The 15,087-nt window shown below is 66.9% G+C and carries 14 protein-coding genes, 1 other RNA gene and 2 pseudogenes; 7 read left to right on the top strand and 10 right to left on the bottom strand.

All coding sequences use genetic code 11. The features are described 5' to 3' along the window. Positions 1–16: 16 nt before the first annotated feature. From AB0C30_RS07560 to AB0C30_RS07535, 6 genes and pseudogenes are all read right to left on the bottom strand, one after another. On the bottom strand, positions 17–565 hold the full coding sequence (locus AB0C30_RS07560) for a DUF6879 family protein (RefSeq protein WP_357940684.1): 549 nt from the start codon (positions 563–565) through the stop codon (positions 17–19). A gap of 9 nt (positions 566–574) precedes the next feature. Next, positions 575–799, bottom strand: a complete 225-nt coding sequence (locus AB0C30_RS07555; RefSeq protein WP_357940682.1) for a hypothetical protein — start codon at positions 797–799, stop codon at positions 575–577. A gap of 777 nt (positions 800–1,576) precedes the next feature. Then, positions 1,577–1,885 carry a hypothetical protein gene (locus tag AB0C30_RS07550; protein WP_357941502.1) on the bottom strand — a complete coding sequence of 103 codons (309 nt, stop codon included), beginning with the start codon at positions 1,883–1,885 and terminating at the stop codon, positions 1,577–1,579. A gap of 127 nt (positions 1,886–2,012) precedes the next feature. Continuing rightward, positions 2,013–2,087: pseudogene (locus AB0C30_RS07545) on the bottom strand (hypothetical protein); the annotation flags it as partial. 93 nt (positions 2,088–2,180) lie between these two features. Next, the gene (locus AB0C30_RS07540) at positions 2,181–2,456 is read right to left on the bottom strand and encodes a hypothetical protein (protein ID WP_357940680.1); all 276 of its coding nucleotides are present in this window, start codon (positions 2,454–2,456) and stop codon (positions 2,181–2,183) included. A 228-nt stretch (positions 2,457–2,684) separates the two neighbouring features. Further along, positions 2,685–3,098 (bottom strand): VOC family protein, encoded by a 414-nt coding sequence (locus AB0C30_RS07535; RefSeq protein ID WP_357940678.1) that lies wholly within the window; start codon positions 3,096–3,098, stop codon positions 2,685–2,687. Between the two features lie 126 nt (positions 3,099–3,224). On the opposite strand from AB0C30_RS07535, the gene AB0C30_RS07530 reads away from it, so the two are divergent. From AB0C30_RS07530 to AB0C30_RS07520, 3 genes and pseudogenes are all read left to right on the top strand, one after another. After that, positions 3,225–4,088: a sigma-70 family RNA polymerase sigma factor gene (locus AB0C30_RS07530; RefSeq protein ID WP_357940676.1), complete on the top strand. Its 864-nt coding sequence runs from the start codon at positions 3,225–3,227 to the stop codon at positions 4,086–4,088. Next, positions 4,085–4,564: pseudogene (locus AB0C30_RS07525) on the top strand (VOC family protein). The gene AB0C30_RS07530 and the pseudogene AB0C30_RS07525 overlap by 4 nt, the downstream one beginning before the upstream one ends. Before the next feature lie 296 nt (positions 4,565–4,860). Then, the gene (locus tag AB0C30_RS07520) at positions 4,861–5,061 is read left to right on the top strand and encodes a hypothetical protein (protein ID WP_357940674.1); all 201 of its coding nucleotides are present in this window, start codon (positions 4,861–4,863) and stop codon (positions 5,059–5,061) included. 1,727 nt (positions 5,062–6,788) lie between these two features. On the opposite strand, the gene rnpB is transcribed toward AB0C30_RS07520, so the two are convergent. The 4 genes from rnpB to AB0C30_RS07500 all read right to left on the bottom strand — a co-directional run bounded on the left by rnpB (position 6,789) and on the right by AB0C30_RS07500 (position 10,110). After that, positions 6,789–7,184: RNase P RNA component class A (gene rnpB, locus AB0C30_RS07515), an RNA gene on the bottom strand. A gap of 67 nt (positions 7,185–7,251) precedes the next feature. Then, on the bottom strand, positions 7,252–8,532 hold the full coding sequence (locus tag AB0C30_RS07510) for a bifunctional RNase H/acid phosphatase (protein ID WP_357940672.1): 1,281 nt from the start codon (positions 8,530–8,532) through the stop codon (positions 7,252–7,254). Positions 8,533–8,566: 34 nt separating this feature from the next. Beyond that, on the bottom strand, positions 8,567–9,307 hold the full coding sequence (locus AB0C30_RS07505; protein ID WP_357940670.1) for a C4-type zinc ribbon domain-containing protein: 741 nt from the start codon (positions 9,305–9,307) through the stop codon (positions 8,567–8,569). Positions 9,308–9,309: 2 nt separating this feature from the next. After that, positions 9,310–10,110 carry a Nif3-like dinuclear metal center hexameric protein gene (locus AB0C30_RS07500; protein WP_357941475.1) on the bottom strand — a complete coding sequence of 267 codons (801 nt, stop codon included), beginning with the start codon at positions 10,108–10,110 and terminating at the stop codon, positions 9,310–9,312. Positions 10,111–10,224: 114 nt separating this feature from the next. On the opposite strand from AB0C30_RS07500, the gene AB0C30_RS07495 reads away from it, so the two are divergent. The 4 genes from AB0C30_RS07495 to AB0C30_RS07480 all read left to right on the top strand — a co-directional run bounded on the left by AB0C30_RS07495 (position 10,225) and on the right by AB0C30_RS07480 (position 15,034). Beyond that, positions 10,225–11,664, top strand: coding sequence for an NAD(P)/FAD-dependent oxidoreductase (locus tag AB0C30_RS07495; RefSeq protein ID WP_357940668.1), 1,440 nt, complete (start codon positions 10,225–10,227; stop codon positions 11,662–11,664). A gap of 79 nt (positions 11,665–11,743) precedes the next feature. After that, positions 11,744–12,526 (top strand): GNAT family N-acetyltransferase, encoded by a 783-nt coding sequence (locus tag AB0C30_RS07490; RefSeq protein ID WP_357940666.1) that lies wholly within the window; start codon positions 11,744–11,746, stop codon positions 12,524–12,526. Between the two features lie 69 nt (positions 12,527–12,595). After that, positions 12,596–14,026, top strand: a complete 1,431-nt coding sequence (locus AB0C30_RS07485) for an Nramp family divalent metal transporter (protein WP_357940664.1) — start codon at positions 12,596–12,598, stop codon at positions 14,024–14,026. A 51-nt stretch (positions 14,027–14,077) separates the two neighbouring features. Next, entirely contained in the window at positions 14,078–15,034 is a 957-nt protein-coding gene (locus tag AB0C30_RS07480; RefSeq protein ID WP_357941473.1) for a WYL domain-containing protein, read from the top strand. Positions 15,035–15,087: the final 53 nt, after the last annotated feature.

The following is a 15,087-nucleotide window of genomic DNA, read 5'->3' as shown; positions in this document are numbered from 1 at the left end:
ACCGGATCGCCATAGTTTAGAATTTGCCATCGCGCTTCGCCGCAAAGTCAGCAAACGGAATGGATTGACCAACTGCCATATCTCTCCAAAAATTGGCTTGGACGATCTTCTCCGGGTCGTCCACAATCTCCGCAGCCTCAAAGGAACCATCCTCTTTGTAATGCATGGTGACGAGGCTGGACGAGTCGAAGAGCCAGTAGTCATAGCGAGGGAGCCCCGCAGGCCATTCGCCGGGCGGAACGGGGATGAGTCGAACATCTTCACCGGCCGGTACCGTGTGAGCATACGCCCAGGCGCACTCAAACCGCACGTAATCGGACAGAGGCTCCTGCACTACGTGAACCCGGTGCAGGAGCTTGCCGGAGTTCCGTGCCGGCTTGACCGTTTCATCGATCCACTGCGCGATTCCAGGGAACTCACCGCGCTCCTGGCCGTTCAGGAAGAGATCGAACTCCGTCTTCTCGTAGGAGACTTCGTAACGCTGCAGCGACTCCAGACGGTAAGCCGTGAAGCGGAATTCGGTGAAGAAGCGGTTGAACTCGGCGTCATCGAGAGAGCGAAACATCCGCCCCACTTAGCGGACCTCGTTCTTGGCACGAAGCTTGTCGACGGCACCCTGCAGCACCTCGGGCGCGATCTGCAGAGCGATCTCGCCCGGCAGAACGTTGGCCAGGTTGGAGAAGGTTTCCTGATCGACTGCTGGCCCCTGGACCACGACCTGGCCATTCTCGGCCAAATAGATAGCCGGACAGCCGTTGCCGCCTGAGCCTTGATCCTTATAGAGCATTTCGAGCCGCATGAAACCCTCCCGTTGGATCATGAAATTTGCTTTAATTTATCGCGATAGAACTACCAGGTCAAGCTCGGCGCGTCCGGAAGGCCGTAATACCCTAATACATGTGCACAAACTCCCTCCCCTTCAGACTCAGCCAGAGACCGGTGCCAAGCCCGCACGCAAGAGGCGCTGCGCCCACCGGACATGATCCTATTTACAAAGCAGCTGGCGCATGCCAAATCATTGAACAATTTCCACACCATTCTCTCAAGCAGCCTCGATTCGTCAGCGGGCTGTGTTGTGTGAGTAGCTCGATTTGCCCGTAATATCCCCGATGCGGTTGGGATTGGGCCGTCGCATGTCGCTGCGGGGACGCCGGGTTCCACGGGTCCGGAACTGGGCTCCTTCCTGATCGTTGTGGCGAGAGCCGGTAGCGCATGCTGTCCAGCTCGGCGGGCTCCTGGCCGGGCTGATCATGCAGGGCGAGCAGGCGCAGTCGGCAGTCCAGGTCCTGGCCGCCTCGACCACCGCGCGCTCGCGGGCCAGCGCGCCGAGCCACTGCGGGTGGTGGGAGCCGGCGATGCCTCAGCCGATGTTGGTCGCGGTGACCGAGTACTTCCAGCCGGTGCGGGTCTCGAAGGCGGTGAGGTTCTTGCGGTGACGGTCCGAGGGGCGGACCCGGCGTACCAGCAACCGCATTCCACGCGGTCAGCTGGCGCGTCGGTTCAGGCGGTGAGTCCGCTACACCACGTCGATGCCGGCCGAATGCGTTCTCGCCTCGACCAACGCCCTCAGCCGGATTCAGGCCGGCTTCTGCTCTTCTCCGTGGCGGGCGAGCAGCCCGTGCCGGATCGCGCCGTCAGTGCGGGACCGGAGTCCGGCCGGGATGGGCAGCAGCGCGGGATGGGCGAGATAGTGGTCGGCCAGGGCTGTGGCGAGTTCGTCGACCCGTGGGTCGTCCGGCTCCCACTCAGCGGCGCGCCACATACGCTTGATCAGGGAGAAGTATCGAGGATCGTCGAGGCCGCGCTCGACCTTGGCCACATATTCGTCGAAGCCTTCCGGCACCAGGGCCCTGATCAGCACCAGGCCCTCCCGGGCCATCGTCACGTCGTCCGGAGTGAAGCCGAGATCGGCGGCGACCTTGTCCAGCTTGGGCCAACTGCGGCAGGTCGGCCGATCCGCAACGTCGGTAGCCGGAGCTGTCGCGGCAGGGTTCGTCGATCAAGTCGTGCTTGTGGTAGTGCTGAATGGTCTTCACCGTGACGCCGGCGAAGGTCGCCGCCTGGCCAATCGTGACGCCTTCCGTCATCTGCTCATCCGACCTCGTGATCGTGGGGTGCCGGCGAGTTCGCGAACGGCGTCGGCGATGGCTCGGAAGTCCTTGCGCAGCATGTTGCCGTGATTACTGGCGACCTTCGGGCTGATCTTGAGCGCCTCTCGCCGCAAGGACGGCGTCGACGTCACGGACGTGCGCCTCGAACGAGGCAGCCGCGGCCGAACATCTCGATCGGCCGCGGGCCCGCATGTCGTACGTGATGTGCCGGTAGTCGCCGCCGAGTTCGGCGATGACGCGCCGCCAGTACCGCTGAGTGGCGAACTGGCCATTGAGATACAGCAGAGTACGGCCGGGCCCACCGGTGTCGGTCACGGCCAGCGCGGTGTCGTCGACCGGCACCATGCCGGTCCAGGTGGAGGTTAAGTTGGTCAGCTGGTCAGCGTGAACCCTGACCTAAAGTCAAGGTCAATCCCAGTCGGCTACCTCGTCACCGGTCACGACATGTTCGGCGTCGACACGATCCCGCGGCGACGCCGAACCTACCCATCGGTACCGGTCACGCCGGTCATGCTGCGAGACCATCCGTTGGCCGCGCCGCCCGCACTCGCCAGAGACATCGCCGCTCGGCAGTTACTCCGCGTACGGCTGGTCCTTTCCCTGGGCGCTGTAGCCGAGACTCCAGATGTAGCCGTCCGGGTCCGCGAAGGAGCCGCCGTACCCGCCCCAGGGCAGGGCGCCGGCGGGCTTGAGGATCGTGGCGCCGGCCTTCTCGGCCTCCGCGATGATCTCATCGACTCGCGCCTCACTACGGACGACGTAGGTGAGAACCAGCCCGCTGAAGCCGCTGCCTTCCGGGCTGGTGCCCACCTGGTCGGCCAAGCCGTCGCGACCGTAGAAGCCGACGGGCGAGGCGCCGTCCGATTCGAAGAACACCGAGATGCCGTAGTCGTTCTGGATCTTCCAGCCGAGCCCCTCGGTGTAGAACTGCTTGGCCCGGTCCAGGTCCCGGACGCCAAGAAGGATCGAGCTGACGTGCGCTTTCATACCTTGTCTCCTTATGTGCCTCAGGTGTACGTGCTTCCCGAACATCCGAGCCGGGGCCCGGATGTCACATCGGCGTGGGTTCGCCGGTCAATTGGTATGACAGGCCCGGACGGAGGAACGTGACGGATGACTGAGCAGGACTGGGTGAGCCAGCGGTTCGCCGAGCACCAGGACCGCTTGCAAGCGATGGCGTACCGGATGCTCGGCTCGCCCAGCGAGGCCGAGGACGCGGTGCAGGAGGCGTGGCTGCGGGCCAGCCGCGCCGACACCGGCCAGGTGGAGAATCCGGCCGGGTGGCTGACCACGGTCGTCGCCCGGGTCTGCCTGAACATGCTCGAGGCACGCCGCTCCCGGCGTGAAGACTCGGCCGGGGCGCTGCCACCCGAGCCGGACGCGGCTATCCACCCTTCAGACCACGCCGGCCCTGAGGACGAGGCGCTGCTGGCCGATTCGGTCGGGGTCGCGCTGATGGTGGTGCTGGACACGCTGACTCCCGCCGAGCGGCTCGCGTTCGTCCTGCACGACGTCTTCGCCGTGTCGTTCGGCGAGATCGGCCCCATCATCGACCGCTCCCCGGTGGCGGCCCGGCAACTCGCCAGCCGGGCCCGGCGCCGGGTACAAGGAGCGGCCGGGGCATCCGATGCCGCGCGCTCGGCGAAGCGGGACATCGTCGAGGCCTTCCTTGCCGCCTCCCGGAGCGGGGATTTCGCCGCCCTGCTCGAGTTGCTCGATCCGGACGCCGTGGTCGGCGAGGTCCGCGGCGACCACGCGGTGGCGGCCTTCTTCGCCGGACGAGCTCAGGCCGCCCGGCTCGCTCTGGTCGACGGAGTACCGGCGGCCGTCTGGTCGCACCTCGGCCGGCCGAAGGCCGTCTTCACGTTCACCATCGACGATGAGAAGATCACCCGCATCGATATCGACACCGACCTGGACCGGCTCCGCGACCTCGACATCGTCATTCTTACCGCCGGCGACAAGGAGCGGCGTTGAGCCGTACGGATCTCCAGCTCTCCTCTTGCACCCTCGCCGTCCACGACCTCAGCGAGGCACTCGGCTTCTACCGTGACGTGCTCGGCTTCGAGGTACGCGACGACGACGGATCCGAGGTGATGCGATGGGTGAGCGTCGGCCCGCCGTCGCAGCCGGACACGCGGATCATCCTCGAATCCCCCGGCACGGACCCAGGCGTCTCGCCGGCCGACCGGCAGGCGATCGCCGACCTGATGGCCAAGGGCCTGCTGGGCCGTCTCGTCTTCTAAACCGACAACTGCGACGCCATCTTCGAGCGCATCGAGGCCGCGGGCGCCGAAGTGATGCAAGAACCGATCAACCAGCCCGACGGCGTCCGCGACTGTGTCTTCCTCGACCCGTCTGGCAACATGCTGCGATTCACCCAGGCGCGGCAGGTAGTCCATGCACTCACCTCGCGGCAGGCACACGCCGCGAGAGGCCGCCAGGCGCCCTGAACGCGGCCGCGGAAAGGGCGGTCCTGCTCACCTTCACTCTGGTCCACTCGTGTCCGGAAGGTTCGGGGCACTTCACAGCGTCAGAGGTGAGAGCGATGGAAGCGACCGGATCGGCGTTACGACGAATGCGGCTGTCCTTTGGAACTGGACCACGACCAGCCGCGTTCACGCCCCTCCTAAATGGCGAGTGGTCTACTCAATATGAGCGTGTTTTAGCACGTCAGAGCCCTGTTATTCCCAAGTGGTCTACCGGTCGGATACTGGTAGCAGCTGAACGGGTGAGCAGGGAGCAGGCCATGACATCGATACAAGCCGCCTGGCAGCGCGTGGCGTTGTGTGGGCTGCTGGTCCTGCCGCTGGCCGTGATCATTGTCCTCATGACCCCGGCCTTCTTGGTGCTGCCGTTCTTCGCATGCGGCCGTGAGTTCGTCCTCAAGCCGGTGGACAGACTTACCGCATGGGCGCGTGTCATCGTCCCGAAGGCCGATGCCAAGTGACGCCAGGGATGTGAGACGAGTCGGCCTGTAGGCCGGGTTCTATTTCAGCATGATCGTGACCTGCCGTTGAGCATGCACAGTGTTGCTTGACCTGCCGAAACATGATGGTCGTTGATCATCGCCTGAAATCACCTCGCGGCGCCATGTGCCCTGAATGTGCCCTGCGGAGACGGGCACGATGGGGTGCCGTCACGGCGCCGACAGGCCATCGCGAATAGCGCGTAGATCGGCTTCCAACGCCGCGAGGTCGGGTCGGCCACCGAAACGCCATCGCCCGGCTTTCCGTTAGGCATGGCACCCATCCTGACAGCTCGATCGCGCAAGTCGTCCGCCGAACCGCCCTGAGGATTTAATCGCTGACCACTTCGGCATGAAGGCTCGCCGAGAACCCGCTTCTATGCCATCGGCCGTCGGGACGTGCAACCGTCGTACGGTCCATGTAGCGGCGCAACCGTCTGATACCGACCTTGTTGCCGACTGCGTGCTGATCCTGCTCTCACGCGAGTCTTGCTCGTTATGTCTCCGTAACGCCTCTGCCTTAGAGTTTCCGAGGCCCGTCCTGCAGGGAGGCGTTGTACATAATGGGTTTCATAGAAGAGAGCCGCAAAGGTGGCAATCCTTCGTCCCCATCGTCCAAGAAACGCAAACCCGGACCAGCGGGAATTCTACTCACCCTTCTCGGGTTTGGGATGGCTGCCGCAATACTTTCCATTTTCATTTGGCCCCCTTCGACGAGCGGCAGCCATAGCCAACCAACCCATCCTCCCAAACCTGCCCTGAGGGATCTGTATTCGGGTGCCGTCACATACGTCGACCTGAGGGATCAAGTTCGATGCAACGATAAAAGCGCCAAGGAATGTCGACGAGCATACGAGTCTTGCGAGAAAGATGACTTCTCCGCCCAGAGTTGCTCCAGCTACAAGACTCTACGTGACGAGCAAATAGCCCTCACAGAGGACTGCACTTTGGGTTTTGACAGCAGCGACGAGGACCTTGCGTGCACTGACGGCGGAGAGATATACCTGGATTGCCGATTAGACCGCAAATCCATTCTGGGATGCGAACGTGCAGCGATACATGAGGCCTGCATCCTCCTTGGCGGCGGAAATATTTGTGAGACAAGTGCGCTCGCATATGAGTCCTGTCGCCTTCGAATGATTGACGGCGCACGCCTTCCACGCGCCGTCTGCGTGGAAGGAAATAATGAGTATACTGCATGTCGCCACACGTGGAGCATCGGCGCTGGTGACGACTTCTGCATTCCCGCGACTGCTGCGTACGAAAGCTGTCGACCTGCGCTCTCCGCCGAAGACTGCAGGGAGGTTCGAGTCCGATATGCGCGGGCAAGTTGGGTGGCGTTAACCGCCAAAGGTCCGTCCTGACCTCCCCGTCCGATCCTCCCATCTGCCTCGTCTATCTGGAGAGCAAGCGGGCCAAGGCCCTGCGGTCAAGGGCTGAAGCTCCGCCCCACTGGAAGAATGCCCCTCGACCCCAGGGACTTCGTCTGGTCGGGTCTACCTGTCGCGCCACAGGTTTCCGTCAGGGGGAAGCGTTCGGGCTGACTAAAGATCGACTCGACTTCGAGACGGGCATGATCACGGTGGACCAACAGGTCATCGTGGTCAAGAGCCGCCCCATGCTCGGTACGCCCAAGAGCCCCGCATCGATGCGTGACGTGCCCTGATCTTGGCGCACGCCTGTTCCTTCCCAGGTCAGAGAGGCATTGGGTGACGAGTCGGCCTGTAGGCCGGGTTCTGTCCTTCGTCGGAACGAAGGGGCGACCATCCATCTAGGGCCGTCGTTGCCGGCGGCCTCAAGCGGTCTACCCGCGCGGCTCGGGCGGGCAGCCCTCGAACGTCGCGCGCGGGACGCTCCGGAGAGCGTCCCTTCTTGACCTTGCTCCGGGTGGGGTTTACCTAGCCGCCCACGTCACCGTGGGCGCTGGTGGTCTCTTACACCACCGTTTCACCCTTACCTCCAGAAAAATCTGGAGGCGGTTTGCTTTCTGTGGCACTGTCCCGCGGATCGCCCCGGGTCGGCGTTACCGACCACCCTGCCCTGTGGAGCCCGGACCTTCCTCGGCGGGCCCGCGAAGGGCCCGACGCGGCCGCCCGGCCGACTCGTCTAGCTGGAAGTTTATCAAACCTCAGTAGATCTTCAGTCGGTCGTCCCGCCTGCTCCGCTGGGATGTCAGCGTAGGTGAAAGGTGTCGTTGAAGGACTTCACCACGGACTGGCCGTCCGTGTAGTGCTCTATCAGCGACAGGCAGGCCAGGTCCAGGTGCATGCGGTACAGCGCTTCCGGGGGTGCCATCAGGGCGAACCGCAGTAGCGTCTTGATGGGCGTCACGTGCGACACAATCAGGACCGTCCGACCCTCGTACCGCTCGACCAGGCGCTCCTCCGCTCGCCTGACGCGCTCCGCCACGGCCTCGAAGCTCTCGCCGTCCGGGGGTGCGATGGTCGGGTCGGCGAGCCAGGCGGCCAGTTCGGCGGGCCAGCCGCGCTGGACCTCCGTGAACGTGTGGCCCTCCCAAGCGCCGAAATCGACCTCCCTGAGGTCGTCGTCCGCTTCCACGGCGAGCCCTGTGCGCTGGGCGACCGCCTCCGCGGTCTGCCGGGCGCGCTTGAGGGGGGAGCTGACGATCACGTCCAGGTGGTACGGCTCGCGGGACAGTCGCTCCGCGGCGGCCGATGCCTGGGCCAGGCCCTTGGCGGTGAGTTCGGCGTCGCCCAGGCCGGAGAAGCGGCGGTCGACGGAGAGCGGGGTCTCGCCGTGGCGGAGCAGGAGCAGGGAGGTCGCCACTCGGGTCGGTGGGGCCCAGCCGGTGCCACGATCGCGCTGCTGGCTGGTGGCCAACTGGGTGGTAGCCAGGGAGGCGGTAGGCGCCGACAGGTTGTCAGCTATGTCCAGGAGGTCCGTCTGTTGGGTGGATGAGGATGAGGGCCGGGGTCGGTCCGAGGTTCCGGAGTCGCCCTGGGTTTCGGAGGCGGCCGGAGTAGATGTGGGCGGCGGCGAGTCCGTAAGAGCCGCGCCGCCCGCCTTCCAGGTCAGGCCCTTCGCCGCGGCGTCCATCGCCTCGTTGGCCAGGCGGTCCGCGTGCCGGTTCTGGTCGCGCGGGATCCAGGTCCACGCCGTCACCCGCAGCCGTCTGGCCAGTTTGCCGGCTTCCATGGCGAGTGGGCGCAGGCCCTCGTTCTTGATCTTCCAGCGGCCGGCCATCTGCTCGATGACCAGTTTGGAGTCCATGCGTACCGCGACCTGGGCGCCCTCGCCCCCAACAGCCAGCACCGACGTCAGTCCGGCGATCAGCCCCCGGTATTCGGCCACGTTGTTGGTCGTGACGCCGATCGCCTCCGCCGCCTCCGCCAGCACCTGGCGGTCGGTGGCGTCCATGACCACGGCGCCGTAGCCGGCGGGCCCGGGGTTACCGCGCGAGCCGCCGTCCGCTTCGATGATGTAGGAGCTCATAGCCCTGACTCTGATGTACGTACGGTGTAGGAGGTCATAGCCCTGACTCTGGAGTGCGTACGAGGATGCGGCGGCACTCCTCGCAACGCAGCACCTCGTCGTGCGGCGCGGCCTTGATGCGGTTCATCTCGGCGATCGACAGGGCCACCTTGCAGCCCTGGCACCGGCCGCCCCTGAGCATGGCGGCGCCCACGCCGTACTGGTCCTTGAGCTTGGTGTAGAGCGTGAGCAGGTCGGCGGGGATCTCGGCGGCGACGGCGGCGCGGCTGGTCTGGGCCTCGCCCGCCTCCTTGTCGAGGTCGACGAGCAGGGCGTCGCGGCGGTCCTCGGCGGCGGCGCGCGCGGCGGCGATCTCGTCGCGCTGCGCGATCAGGTCGAGGACCTTGCTGTCGGCGGCCTCGCGGCGTTCCATGATCTCCAGCACGACCTCTTCGAGGTCGCCCTGGCGCTTGTGCAGGGAGGCGATCTCGGACTGGAGACTCGCCAGGTCCTTCGGCGAGCTGACGGCGCCGGAGTCGAGCCGCTTCTGGTCGCGGTCGGCGCGGCTGCGGACGGCGTCGACGTCGTTCTCGGCCTTGGCCTGCTCGCGGGCCAGGTCGCCGGCCTCGGTCTCGGCGCCGATCACGTCGGTGGCGAGCTTGGCGTAGCGCTTCGACTGCTCGTCGATCTCCGCCAGCTCCGGCATCGTACGGCGGCGGTGCGCCAGCCGGTCGACCACGGAGTCAACGTCAGCCAGGTCGAGCAGTCGTTTCTGGGCCTCGGGGGCTGCTTTCATGATCAATATCCTCTTGTCCAAGCATCGGTGACCGTGGCGGAGACACGCGTCTCAACGGTAACGCCACTCGAACCCAGGATGGACGCGGCGCTGTCGAGCCATGGCCACTCGGTGGCCCAGTGCCCGGCGTCGATCAGCGCGGGGCCGCCCTCCTCGATGAATTCGCTGGTGGGATGGTGTCTCAGGTCCGCGGTGAGGAACACGTCCACTCCCGCGGCGCGCACCGTACTGAGGAGCGAATCGCCCGCTCCCCCGCTGACGGCCACGCGCGTGACGCGGCGGGACAGCTCGCCGGCGACGCGGATGCCCTGCGCGGTCTCCGGCAGCCCAGCGACCGCCCGCTCGGCGAACTCCCCCAGCGTCATCTCCGACCGCAGTTCGCCGATGCGCCCCAGCCCGCGCCAGGGATCGTCGGGGAACGGCCGCAGCGGGACCAGATCGCCGGTCAGGCCGACGGCGCGGGCCAGCGCGTCGGAGACGCCGGGGTTCGCCACGTCGGCGTTGGTGTGGGCGGTGTAGAGGGCGATGTCGTTCTTTATCAGGTTGTGAAGCAGACGGCCCTTGGGCGTGGTCGCGGCGACGCTCGTGGTGCCGCGCAAGTAGAGGGGATGGTGGGTGACGATCAGGTCGGCGCCCCACTCGACGGCCTCGGCGGCGACGGCCGCGACCGGGTCGACCGCGAACAGCACCCGCCGCACCTCCTGCGCCGGGTCTCCGCAGACCAGGCCCACCGCGTCCCAGGACTCGGCTCGGGCGGGCGGGTAGGCCGCCTCGAGCTCCTTGATCACATCCGCCAGCGTCACTCCAGCCACCAGCGCAGACTACCGGCCGCCCGGCCCCGGTACGTGATCGGCGAGGGGTGTCGTCCGCGCGACGCCCGGCGTAACGTAAGTGGACACTGACATCTGGAGGATGCCATGGCGCCCAGGATCGCGATCATCGGAGCGGGGTTCGGTGGATTGTGCATGGCGATCCAGCTCGAACGGGCCGGGATCGGCTCCTACACGGTCTTCGAGAAGGCGGACGACCTGGGCGGCACCTGGCGCGACAACAGCTATCCGGGTGCGGGCTGCGACATCCCGTCGCACCTTTACTCGTACTCTTTCGAGAAATATGTGAGTTGGACCCGCCGCTACCCAGAACAGCCCGAAGTTCTCGCCTATCTAGAGCACTGCGCCGATAAATACGACGTCAGGCGAAAAATCCGCTTCGGCAGCGAGGTCGAAGCCGCCGTCTTCGACGGCTCCCACTGGCAGGTCAGTACGGCCGGCACCACCGAGACCTTCGACGTCGTCGTCATGAGCGTCGGCCAGCTCAACCGCCCCCAACTCCCCGACATAACCGGAATGTCAGACTTCGAGGGCACGTCCTTCCACTCCGCCCGCTGGAACCATGACCACGATCTCACCGGCAGGCGGGTCGCGGTGATCGGCAACGGCTCGTCGGCCGCCCAGCTCATCCCCCGCGTCGCCGCCGAGGCCGAGCACCTGACCGTCTTCCAGCGCACCCCGAACTGGGTGATCCCCAAGCCCGACGCCACCTTCGGCCCCCTGACCAGGCTGGCGTTCCGCTTCGTCCCCGGCCTCCAGCGCGCCTACCGCGAGTGGCTCTACCGGTACGCCGAGAACACCCTCTACCCCGCCCTGGCGCAGGGCTGGAGCGTCGGCCTGCTCAAGAAGCGGGCTCTGGACCACCTCCGCGACCAGGTCCCCGACCCGGCGCTGCGCGCCAAGCTCACCCCTGACTACCCGCCGGGCTGCAAGCGGGTCGTCATCGACAGCTCCTTCTATCCCGCCCTGACCAGGCCGAACGTGGAGGTGGCGACGGAGCGGATCGTACGGATCACGCCGAAGGGCATCGAGACCGCCGATCGGCCGTACGAGGTGGACACGATCGTGTACGCCACCGGATTCAGGAGCACCGAGTTCCTCGCGCCGATGGAGGTCTCGGGGCGGGGCGGCCGGTCGCTGCGGGAGCGGTGGAAGCGCGGGGCGGAGGCGTACCTGGGCATCTCGGTGCCGGACTTCCCGAACCTGTTCCTGCTGTACGGGCCGAACACGAACCTGGGCCACAACTCGATCATCTTCATGATCGAATGCCAGGTCAACCACATCATGTCCTGCCTGCCGTACCTCTCGGAGCGAGGGCCGATCGAAGTGCGGCCCGAGGCGATGGCGGCGTGGAGCAGGCAGCTCGACGCGGCGATGGCGCGGATGGTGTGGGGCAACGGCTGCCAGAGCTGGTACAAGACGGCCGAAGGCCGCGTCACCAACAACTGGCCCGGCCCCACGACGCTCTACCGCCGCTTGACGGCCCGATCGCCGCGCACCGCCTATCGCCCGGCTACTGCCGCTTGACGGCCCGGCCGCCGCGCACCGCCTACCGGCCGACCACCCCGGAATGGCTGGTCTGACCGGCGGCGGGTAGGTAACGGCAATGACGAGTGCGGAAGCGGCCGCCGCCCGTGAGGCGGCCGAGAAGACCGGTGTGACGATCCGCGAGCTGCGCGAGATCCACGACTTCCAGGAGGTCTACCGGCTGTACGACGACATCTGGCACCCCGACCCGCGCAACGCGCCCGTGCCGGTGGAGCTGATGATCGGCTTCGCCCACACGGGCGGCTACGTGGCCGGAGCGTACGAGGGCGACCGGCTGGTCGGGGCCTCGGTGGGCTTCCTCGCGGCGGACCGGACGCTGCACTCGCACGTGACCGGGGCGGTGATCGGGCGCGGCATCGGCTACGCGCTCAAGCTGCACCAGCGGGCCTGGTGCCTGGAGCGCGGGCTGGAGAAGGTCACCTGGACCTTCGACCCGCTCGTACGCAGGAACGCCCGGTTCAACCTGACCAAGCTGGGCGCCCGGCCGGAGCGGTACTTGGAGGACTTCTACGGCGTCATGGCCGACGCGATCAACGAGGGGGACGCCTCCGACCGGCTGCTGGCCGTCTGGCGGCTGACGGAGTCTCCGCCGCAGCCGTCCGCCGGGCCGTACACGCGGGGGGTGGAAGTGGCCGGGAATCGGCCGGTGATCGGCCTGGCCGACGGGCCGGTGGTGCTGGTGGCGACACCGTACGACATCGAGACGCTGCGCCGCGAGGACCCGGAGGCGGCCCGCGCGTGGCGGCTGGCGCTGCGGGAAGTGCTCGGCGGGCTCATGGGGTCGGGTGAGCGCGTCACCGGGTTCACCGACGACGGGGAATATGTGGTGGAAATGGGCTGACTGCCTATTCCACTCGGCTTTCGGATCTCTGTAATGTGACGCTTACGCACGTCGAACAAGGAGATCCGCATGGCGGAATTCACCCCGACTGTTCCTGCGCGAGTCCTGCCGCCCGTCGCCGTCCGAGACCTGCCGGACCCTCCCCGATCGAGCTGGCGCATCATCGGTCCCGGCCTGGTCGGCGCGGGGGTCGGGCTGGCGTCCGGCGAGTTCATCCTCTGGCCGTACATCGCCTCCCAGGTCGGCCTGGTCTTCATCTGGGGCGCCGCGATCGGCATCATCACCCAGTGGTTCCTCAACATGGAGATCGAGCGCTACACGCTGGCCACCGGCGAGACCGCGCTGACCGGTTTCAGCAGGATGTGGAAGCACTGGAGCCTCGTCTTCGTCGTGATGACGCTCTGCTCGAACCTGTGGCCCGGCTGGGTGACCACGTCGGCCACGATGATGACCTACCTGACCGGCACGGGCGCCGGCAGCGTGCGCTGGATCGCGATCGGCATGCTGCTGGTGATCGCGATCGGGCTGACGATGGCGCCCGTCATCTACATTCTGCTGGAACGGGTGATCTTCGTGAAGATCGCCCTGGTGCTGATACTCGCGGTGGTCGCGATCCTGTTCGCCATCAACGCCGAAAGCTGGATCGAGCTGGGCAAGGGCCTGAGCGTCGGGGCGCGGTTCCCGGTGCCGCCGCTGGAGTTCGCGGTGCTGATGGGCGCGATCGCCTACGCGGGCGCGGGCGGCGGCCAGAACCTGTGCCAGAGCAACTGGATCCGCGACAAGGGCTTCGGTATGGGCTTGTACGTGCCGCGCCTGGTCAGCCCGGTCACCGGCGAGGAGGAGGCGGCCGCCTCGACGGGCTTCCAGTTCGCGCCGACCAAGGAGAACCTGGCCCGATGGCAGCAGTGGTGGCGCTTCGCCAACATCGAGCAGGCGGCCACGTTCGCGCTGGTGTCGTTCCTGACGATCGCGCTGATGTCGATGCTCGCCTACTCCACGGTGTTCGGTGAGCCGGGGCTGGCCAACAGCATCGGCTTCCTGAAGGTCGAGGGCGAGGCGCTGAAGGCGTCGGTCGGGCCGTGGTTCGGCGTGCTGTTCTGGGTGATCGGGGCGCTGTCGCTGTTCGCCTCGGCCATGGGCATCGTCGACTACACCTCCCGGCTGGCCTCCGACGCGCTGAAGACCATTTACCTGCGGGACAAGGCCATTTCCGAGAACCGCGTGTACTTCATCATCGTGTGGGCGATGGCGCTGATCGGCATCGTGGTCCTGCTGCTCGGGTTCGACCAGCCGCTGATCCTGCTGGTGTTCTCGGCCAGTTTCGCGGCGGTGATGATGTTCGTCTACTCGATCCTGCTGATCGTGCTGAACCGCCGGTCGCTGCCGGAAGCCCTCAAGGTCAGGTCGTACCGGCTGGGCGCGCTCGTCTGGTCGATCGCCTTCTTCGGCACGCTCACCGTGCTGACGGTGATCCAGCAGGCGAACAAACTGTTCGGCTGAATCCCCCATCGCGGAACCAGGCTTTCCGCGATGGCGGGCAGACTGGCAGGCATGCTCGACACCTCGGCCCGCCTGCTCAAGCTGCTGTCCCTGCTCCAGGCGCACAAGGACTGGTCGGGCCCCGAGCTGTCCACGCGGCTCGGGGTCTCCACCAGGACGATCCGCAACGACGTCGAGCGGCTGCGCAGCCTCGGCTACCCCGTGCACGCCACGCCGGGCGTCGCCGGCGGCTACCGGCTCGGCGCCGGGGCCGCGCTGCCGCCGCTGCTGCTCGACGACGAGGAGGCCGTCGCGGTGGCCGTCGGTCTCGGCCGCGCGGCGGGCGGCGGCGTCCAGGGCATCGAGGAGACCTCGGTACGCGCCCTGGCCAAGCTGGAGCAGGTGCTGCCGTCGCGGCTGCGGCGCCGGGTCAACGCCCTGAACACCTACACGGTGCAGGTTCCCGGCGACGCCCCGTCGGTGGCGCCCGAGGTGCTGACCACGATCGCCAACGCCGCCCGCGACCACGAGCGGCTCCGCTTCGACTACACCGGCCACGACGGCTCCTCGGCCATGCGCGACGCCGAGCCGCACCGGCTCGTGCACCGGCGTGGCCGGTGGTACCTGGTCGGCTACGACGTCGAGCGGCGGGACTGGCGGACGTTCCGGGTGGACCGCCTCCTGCTGCGGACACCGGCCACGGGACCCCGGTTCACGCCCCGCGAGCTGCCCGGCGACGGCGACGTGGCCGCGTGGGTGGAGAAGGGCGTGACCACCGCGATGTGGCGCTACCACGCGACGGTGCTGCTGCACCGCCCGGCCGAGGAGATGCGCCGCTCGCCGCTGAAGCTGGACATCGAGCCGGTCGACGAGGCGACCTGCCTGGTCAGGCTGAGCGGCGACGACCTGCCGGGGATGGCCGTGTGGATCGGGTTCATCGGGGTGGACTTCGAGGTGCTCGACCCGCCGGAGCTGGCCGAGCACGTACTGCTCCTGGCGGATCGCTACCGACGCGCCGTACGTCGCTGATGGAGACCGTCAGTCGGCGGTAGGAGAACGGTCAGCGCCCGGCGGCAGCCTGG

This window comes from Nonomuraea sp. NPDC048901, assembly GCF_040649695.1.
In the GTDB taxonomy this organism is placed as follows: domain Bacteria; phylum Actinomycetota; class Actinomycetes; order Streptosporangiales; family Streptosporangiaceae; genus Nonomuraea.
This window is presented reverse-complemented; position numbering and strand designations above follow the sequence as displayed.

Excerpts from the sequence above, each read along its gene's own strand:
- AB0C30_RS07560 (WP_357940684.1), bottom strand. The coding sequence starts at position 565 with ATGTTTCGCTCTCTCGATGACGCCGAGTTCAACCGCTTCTTCACCGAA.
- AB0C30_RS07555 (WP_357940682.1), bottom strand. The coding sequence starts at position 799 with ATGCGGCTCGAAATGCTCTATAAGGATCAAGGCTCAGGCGGCAACGGC.
- AB0C30_RS07540 (WP_357940680.1), bottom strand. The coding sequence starts at position 2,456 with ATGGTGCCGGTCGACGACACCGCGCTGGCCGTGACCGACACCGGTGGG.
- AB0C30_RS07535 (WP_357940678.1), bottom strand. The coding sequence starts at position 3,098 with ATGAAAGCGCACGTCAGCTCGATCCTTCTTGGCGTCCGGGACCTGGAC.
- AB0C30_RS07530 (WP_357940676.1), top strand. The coding sequence starts at position 3,225 with ATGACTGAGCAGGACTGGGTGAGCCAGCGGTTCGCCGAGCACCAGGAC.
- AB0C30_RS07520 (WP_357940674.1), top strand. The coding sequence starts at position 4,861 with ATGACATCGATACAAGCCGCCTGGCAGCGCGTGGCGTTGTGTGGGCTG.
- AB0C30_RS07510 (WP_357940672.1), bottom strand. The coding sequence starts at position 8,532 with ATGAGCTCCTACATCATCGAAGCGGACGGCGGCTCGCGCGGTAACCCC.
- AB0C30_RS07505 (WP_357940670.1), bottom strand. The coding sequence starts at position 9,307 with ATGAAAGCAGCCCCCGAGGCCCAGAAACGACTGCTCGACCTGGCTGAC.
- AB0C30_RS07495 (WP_357940668.1), top strand. The coding sequence starts at position 10,225 with ATGGCGCCCAGGATCGCGATCATCGGAGCGGGGTTCGGTGGATTGTGC.
- AB0C30_RS07490 (WP_357940666.1), top strand. The coding sequence starts at position 11,744 with ATGACGAGTGCGGAAGCGGCCGCCGCCCGTGAGGCGGCCGAGAAGACC.
- AB0C30_RS07485 (WP_357940664.1), top strand. The coding sequence starts at position 12,596 with ATGGCGGAATTCACCCCGACTGTTCCTGCGCGAGTCCTGCCGCCCGTC.
- AB0C30_RS07480 (WP_357941473.1), top strand. The coding sequence starts at position 14,078 with ATGCTCGACACCTCGGCCCGCCTGCTCAAGCTGCTGTCCCTGCTCCAG.